Origin of the sequence: Streptomyces aurantiacus JA 4570, assembly GCF_000414115.1 — a bacterium.
GTDB classification, from domain to species: domain Bacteria; phylum Actinomycetota; class Actinomycetes; order Streptomycetales; family Streptomycetaceae; genus Streptomyces; species Streptomyces aurantiacus_A.
On record NZ_AOPZ01000413.1, the window covers coordinates 1 to 6,497 of the forward strand.

Sequence of the window (6,497 nt, forward strand, 5' to 3'; positions counted from 1 at the left end):
TGCCGTCGGCGCGGCGCATCAGGCCGAGCGGCTGCCCGTCGACGGTGACCCGCCAACCTCCCGGGCCGTGCTCGCCGCCCCGGACGACCGGCTCCCCCTGGATGCGCCGGCCCCGGTACGTCTCGTCGAAGGAGGGCCCGCCCGGCGCCTCCGGCTGCCCTTCCTCGTCGGGCCCGCGCAGCCCGCGGAAGGCGCCGACGGCGCCGAGGGCCGCGGTGGCGGCGGCCGCGATCAGATGGCGGCGCCGCAGCCGGTGAACAGTGCGTACGGACGGCATTTCGACGTTCCCCTCCCGTGCGTCGGAACCAGTGGTCCAGCGGAACCACATGAATGCGGAACCAAAGGGATTCAGCTCAGCCAGAAATCCCACCAGCGCGTCAGGATCAACATGCCGATCACTCCCGAATGCAGCACGGGAAGCACCCACGTGAACTCGTTCAGGAACATACGCAGCCACCCGGGCGCGGGCAGAAATCCGCGGCGCACATTGTGCGACGTCACGTACCAGAACATGAGCAGCGTGGCCACCCACGCCAGACAGCACCACAGGCACAGCGCGTTGACGCGGTAGAGGGACTGGATCTGCAGCCAGGCGCAGAACGCGACGCCGAACGCCGTGCCCGCGTTCAGCCCCAGCCAGAACCAGCGCGGGAAGCCCGCCCCGGCGAGCAGGCTGACGCCGACGCAGCAGACGACGGCGTACGCGACGAGCCCCAGCATCGGGTTGGGGAACCCGAACGCGGCGGCCTGCTCGCTCTTCATGATGCTGCCGCAGGCCACCACCGGGTTCATGCTGCATCCCGGGACGTAGTCCGGGTCCTGGAGCAGCTTGAACTTGTCGAGGGTGATGACCCAGGAGGCGAGCAGGCCCGCGGCCCCCGTCAGCACGAGCAGCAGGGCGAGGCCGCGGCCGCTCCCGGCCGTCCGGGAGCTGTCCGGCTCGGGAGCGGCGGCGGTGTGGGCGGCGGCCGGGTCGGCGGCGCCCTGCGCCGGTACCCGGCCCGCCGGTGCGACGGCGCGCATCAGCCGCGCAGCCGGCGCACGGGCAGCAGGCAGTGTGCCGCGTTCAGGAGGGTCTCCTCGGAGCCGGCGAAGTCGCGCAGCGCCTCCTCCTTCACGGGGCTGCCGGGCTTGCCCTCGGGCCAGGCCCGGGTGGTGAGCATGAAGTAGGCGTGGCCGCGCGCGCGTACGGCGGCGAGCCACTCGGGCGGCACGACGCACTGCGCCTTGACGTGCGGCATGTTCACCACGGCCTGCTCGCCCTCGACGAGGAGGCCGACGGGCAGGGAGGGGGTGCGGGCGCCGTCGAGGACGGGGCCGCCGAGGGGCAGTCCCTCGTCGCGCAGCAGCGTGCGCATGGCCTCGGCGGTGGCCTCGGGGCCGCCTTCGGTGTCGCCCAGGGAGTAGGCCAGCAGGAAGGCCATGTCCTTCTCGTCCTCCGGGTGTTCGCCGCTCCAGGCGAGCACGGCGAGGGTTCCGAGGTCGGCCACCCGGAAAGTGCGCTGTTCGTTGGACGTTGAGGTCATGGGGTGCACGCTATAGACGCCCGGGGGCCGTTCGGTGGGCTTTGTCACCTGTCTGGCGGAGCGCGGACGCGGCATCACACGATGGGGGCACGGGGGCCGCGGGCTTGACGCGGGCGTCCGGGCGGCGGCCGTTCATGGACGCCGAAGGGCCGGTCCGGCGGCCGAGCGCGGAAACCGGCCCTTTCGCCTCCGGCTGCGGAGGCGTCCCCGGCCCGCTCGCGAAGGCGCGGGTCTACGTCATTTCATGGACGTGAATGCGAAAGGCATCGCAATGGCGTACCGGGGCGAAACCGCTCCCCGCTCGGGCCAATACGGCACCGGATCAAGCGAATTGAGGGGCCTGCCCGGCGGAATCCTGCCGGCCGAACCTGCTCGGTGAACCCGGGGCTTACTTGGGGAGCGGAAGTCCGCCGAGCATCTTCGTGGGGCCGCCGCCGGAGTTCAGGCTGTCCGTCGCGCCCTTGACGCCGTTGACGACGGAGTCCTTGTTCTCGGTGTCCAGCATGTTCGTGCTCACCGGCTTCATGTCAAGGGCGGACTGCCCGAGAACGGTCTCCAGGCCGCCGTTCAGGCTGGTGGGCGTCAGGCCGTTCGCGAATGCGGGGGTGGCGGCACCGGCAACGGCGATCGACCCGGCCAGGACAGCGGCAGCCTTGAGGGACTTCATCGTGTTCCTTTCTTAGGCGACGTCGGTCACCCAGGAGGGCACCGTTCAGGCAGTGATTGCCTGTCGTCTGTGTTCACTACGCCTAACGAGCGCAGGACGGTACGGAAACCCCTGGAAAGGAAACTTCCCGGCCCGCGCGGATGAAAGCGGGACCGCGCCTCTCATATCAACGGGCGTATTTACGCGCGGGGTTGACGACACCACCCGCCGCCCCGAGTGCGGGCGGCGGGTGGCGCGGGTGCGGGCGGGGGCCTCAGATCGGCAGCTTGGGCAGGCCCGGCAGATTCGGCGCGGGCAGGCCGCCGCCGAGGAGCGCCGCGGTGGCGAAGTTGACCAGGCCGGTGAGGACGGCGGGCACTTCCTTGGCGACGGCCGCGGGGTCGCCGGCGGTGACCGCCTTGACGAGGGAGTCGACCGCCTTCTGCAGCGCGGCCAGGGCGTCGCCCTTGAGGTCCATCGGCGCCTGCGCGGCCCGTGCGGTGCCCGTGGGGAGCTGTGCGGCCGCCGGGAGCAGCGAAGTCCCCGGGAGCTGCGAGGCCCCGGGGACCTCGGCGCCCTTGGGGGCCGCCGCCTTGGCCGCGTCGAGCGCGGACTTGATGGCGTCGGTGTGCTTGGTCAGGTCCGCGGCGGGCAGCTTGCCGTCCGGTGCCTTGAGCACGTCGTTGAGCAGGTCCGTGACCGGCTTGAGCACACCGGCGATGTCACCGAGCGACTTCACCTGCGCCAGCAGGGCATCCGCTCCTGGGACGGGTGCCTGCGGCGCGCTCTGCGCCGCCTTGCGCGCGGTGTCGTCCTTGGCCACGGCGTAGACGGGCCCCGCCGTGCCGATCAGCAGTGCCGAGCACAGGACGGAGGTCGCGATACGCCGTACGGGCAGAGCTCGCATAGGTCATTTCCCTTCGGTGATGCGTCGGATCCTGTGATCACCGTCTAAACGGCACCACCGGTCCGCAACCGAGCCGCCGCGGCCCGAAGCGGCCTCTGTCCTCGCCTGAAACGGCATCAGCGCAGGTGGGAATGAGCGGAAGTGAGCGTCCCGGGGCGGCCGACGCCCGGGCGGGCCGAGGTCCAATCGGAGTACCCGGACGCACGGAAACGGCGGCCGCCCCCGAGACCGGGGGCGGCCGCCGCTGTGCCGACTCTGCGTCAGACAGCTCTGCGCCAGGCGACTCTGTGAGCCGACCGGGTGCGGGAGAGCCGTATGTCAGTCGTTGACGCAGCTGTTGCCGAACGCCGGGTTCAGCAGGCCGATGATGTTGATGCTGTTGCCGCACACGTTCACGGGGATGTGCACAGGAATCTGGGCGGCGTTGCCGGAGATGACGCCGGGGGAGTGGGCGGCCGCGCCCTGCGCGCCGGCGTCGGCGGAGGCGACACCGGCCCCGCCGGCCACGGCGGCGGCGGCGACGGCGGACAGGGCAAGGGCCTTGCTGGTACGCGACATGGAGTTCTGCTCCTTGGTCTGATGATGCGGAAGCCGTGCGTGATGCCCGGTGTGGGGATCAACTGGCTTGCCCGACGGGGGGTTGTGCGCCCAGATGAGTGATGTGCCGCGCGCGGACCGGCCACGTGCTTCGCCAATCCGACACACGTTGACAAGTCAGCAGAAATTCGTGCAATAAACGCTACTGTTGCGCTTCATTCTGAGTCTATTTCCGTCATAGGCGTTCAGATGTACACATTCAATGCGATCAACCGTTCCCTGCCGTGGTTCAGAACTCTTCACACCGTGGAAGGCCAGTGCCGTCATGCGTCATCTTCTGGGCCCGCGTCGTGTGCTCGTCGTCCTGCTCTGCCTGACCGGCTGCCTCACGCTGAACGGCACCGGCGCCGCCGCTCCCGCCCCCGGCGGCGAGCGGGATCGCGTCGCCTTCGCGCAGCGGTACCACGCGGTCCAGCACGGCGGGATCGTGCGGGCCGCCAACTCGGCCGTCACCTGCCGCCGCCCGCCGGCGCGGCCGGTCATCCGCCCGGTGCGCCGCGCGGTGCCGCGCCCGGCCGCGTCCTGCGCGGACGTGCGGCGCGGCGGGCCCGGCGCGAACCACGACTTCGAGATGTTCTACGCGGACATCGACGACGACCCGAACACGTACAACTCCACGGCGGGCGAGGTCCGGCTGCCCGCCGGGTCCAAGGTGTCGTACGCCCGGCTGTACTGGGGCGGCAACCTCAGGGCCGGGGAGCGGAAGCGGGCCAAGGACAACGGCCGGGTGCTGGTCGCCGAGCCCGGCGGGCGCTACAAGGCCGTCCTCGCCGACACCCTCTCGGGCCACGGCGTCAGCGGCGTCACCGGCGGCACTGACGTGTTCCAGGCGTCGGCCGACGTGACCGGCCTTGTCCGCCGCTCCGGCGCGGGGCTGTACACGGTCGCGCAGGTCAACGTGGCGAAGGGGCACTCCAAGAGCGGGGCGTGGGGCGGCTGGACGCTGGTCGTGGCGTACGAGAACGCCGCGCGGCCGCTGCGTTCGATCGCCGTGTGGGACGGCTTCGGGCCCCTCGGCGGGCCGGGGAAGCAGCGGCACACGGCGCACACCGTGCGGATGAAGGGCGTGCCCGTCGCGCCCGGCGCCGACGGCGTCGCCGGGATCGTGGCGTACGACGGCGACCGGGGCCTCAAGGGTGACGCGGTCCATGTGTCCGCCGGCCGCGGCAGGCCCGTCCCCCTGTCGGACCGCGTCAACCCCGCCGACGACGTACTCAACTCGACCGTCAGTGAGCCGGGCGGACCGGCCCGCAGGAAACCGGCGTACGCCAACACCCTGGGCTACGACTCCGACGTGCTGCGCCTCGGCGACCGACTGCGCGGGCAGCGCGGGGAGCTGACGGTGCGGATGTCCGCGCGGCGGGACGCGGCCTGGACGGGCGTGCTGTTCGCGGCTGTCGACGTGCGGCGGTAGGGCGGCCGCGTACGCCGGATCGCCGTCCTGAGCCAGCCGTCCCGATCCCGCCGCCCCGATCCCGCCGTCCTGGTCCCGCCGTCCTGGTCCCGCCGTCCTGGTCCCGCCGTCCTGGTCCAAGGAACTCAAGGAGTCGTGCATGCACCCGCCTTCGAATTCCTCGCCCGCGCCGCGGGTCCTGCACGTCAGCCAGCCCGTCGACGGGGGTGTGGCGCGCGTCGTCACCGACCTGGTCAGGGCGCAGCGCGCGGCGGGCATGGACGTGCACCTGGCCTGTCCGGACGGCGGCACCCTGGCCCGGTCGGCCGCGCCCGTCCCCGTCCACCCGTGGGCGGCGGCCCGCTCCCCCGGGCCCGGACTGCGGTCCGAGGTACGCGACCTCGCCGAGGTGGTCTACGCCGTCCGGCCGACCCTCGTGCACGCGCACAGCGCCAAGGCCGGGCTCGCCGCGCGCGTCGCCGTGCGGGGCCGCGTGCCGACCGTCTTCCAGCCGCACGCCTGGTCGTTCGAGGCGGTCGACGGCAGCCTCGCCCTCCTCGCCCGCACCTGGGAACGGCACGCGGCCCGCTGGACGGCGCGCACCCTCTGCGTCAGCGAGGCGGAACGGGACACCGGCCGCCGCGCGGGCATCGCCGGGCCCTGCTCGGTCGTCCCGAACGGCGTCGACCCGGAGCACTTCGTGCCGGCGGACCCGCGCGCGGCCCGGGCCCGGCTCCTGTTCCCGGACCACGTGGCCGACGCCCCGCTCGTGGTGTGCGTCGGCCGTCTATGCAGGCAGAAGGGCCAGGACGTCCTGCTGCGCGCCTGGGCCGAGGTGGCCGCCGGGCTGCCCGGGGCGCGGCTCGTCCTGGTCGGCGACGGGCCCGACGCGACGGCGCTGCGGGCACAGGCCCACTCCCTGGCCCTCGGGTCCGTGACGTTCGCGGGCGCGGCCGACGACGTGGCGTCCTGGTACCAGGCGGCCGACGTGGTCGTCCTGCCGTCCCGCTGGGAGGGCATGGCGCTCGCGCCCCTGGAGGCCATGGCCTGCGCGCGGGCCGTCCTCCTCACCGACGTGGACGGCGCCCGCGAGAGCCTGCCGGCCGCGCACCACGCCCACGCCCTGGTCCCGTCCGAGGACCCGGCCGCGCTGGCCGCGGCCCTGACCGTCCTGCTGCGCGACCCGGCCCTGCGCGACGCGCTCGGCGGCCGGGGGCGCGCGCACGTCCTGGACCACCACGACGCGCGCCGCACGGCGGCCGCGGTCGAAGCGGTGTACCGCGAACTTCTGGGCACGGCGCCCACCGAGCACAGGGAGTGCAGTACCACGTGAGCGCGGAACGTACCGTCACCGAGTCGGCCGGGCAGCCGGAACAGGCCGAGCGGCACCGGACCGGGCCGCTCGTCGTCGCACCCCGCGGCGCGCCC

Annotated in this window: 8 protein-coding genes; 2 read left to right on the forward strand and 6 right to left on the reverse strand. The window is 73.0% G+C overall.

The genetic code is table 11. The features are described 5' to 3' along the window. The 6 genes from STRAU_RS32460 to STRAU_RS32485 form a co-directional block, all read right to left on the reverse strand. The coding region (locus tag STRAU_RS32460; protein WP_037663378.1) for a tyrosinase family oxidase copper chaperone at window positions 1–277 on the reverse strand (277 nt) is incomplete at its 3' end. A 71-nt stretch (window positions 278–348) separates the two neighbouring features. Beyond that, complete coding sequence (locus STRAU_RS32465) at window positions 349–1,023, reverse strand: vitamin K epoxide reductase family protein (protein WP_016644657.1); 675 nt, start codon at window positions 1,021–1,023, stop codon at window positions 349–351. Next, window positions 1,023–1,526: a DUF5949 family protein gene (locus STRAU_RS32470; protein ID WP_037663380.1), complete on the reverse strand. Its 504-nt coding sequence runs from the start codon at window positions 1,524–1,526 to the stop codon at window positions 1,023–1,025. The genes STRAU_RS32465 and STRAU_RS32470 overlap by 1 nt, the downstream gene beginning before the upstream one ends. A 388-nt stretch (window positions 1,527–1,914) precedes the next feature. Beyond that, entirely contained in the window at window positions 1,915–2,193 is a 279-nt protein-coding gene (locus tag STRAU_RS32475; RefSeq protein WP_016644659.1) for a hypothetical protein, read from the reverse strand. 253 nt (window positions 2,194–2,446) lie between these two features. Beyond that, entirely contained in the window at window positions 2,447–3,079 is a 633-nt protein-coding gene (locus tag STRAU_RS32480; protein WP_016644660.1) for a hypothetical protein, read from the reverse strand. Window positions 3,080–3,397: 318 nt separating this feature from the next. Continuing rightward, the gene (locus STRAU_RS32485) at window positions 3,398–3,637 is read right to left on the reverse strand and encodes a chaplin (RefSeq protein WP_016644661.1); all 240 of its coding nucleotides are present in this window, start codon (window positions 3,635–3,637) and stop codon (window positions 3,398–3,400) included. Between the two features lie 304 nt (window positions 3,638–3,941). On the opposite strand from STRAU_RS32485, the gene STRAU_RS32490 reads away from it, so the two are divergent. Further along, the gene (locus STRAU_RS32490; RefSeq protein ID WP_037663384.1) at window positions 3,942–5,090 is read left to right on the forward strand and encodes a hypothetical protein; all 1,149 of its coding nucleotides are present in this window, start codon (window positions 3,942–3,944) and stop codon (window positions 5,088–5,090) included. 139 nt (window positions 5,091–5,229) lie between these two features. Beyond that, window positions 5,230–6,402, forward strand: a complete 1,173-nt coding sequence (locus tag STRAU_RS32495; RefSeq protein WP_016644663.1) for a glycosyltransferase — start codon at window positions 5,230–5,232, stop codon at window positions 6,400–6,402. The last annotated feature ends 95 nt before the right edge of the window (window positions 6,403–6,497 follow it).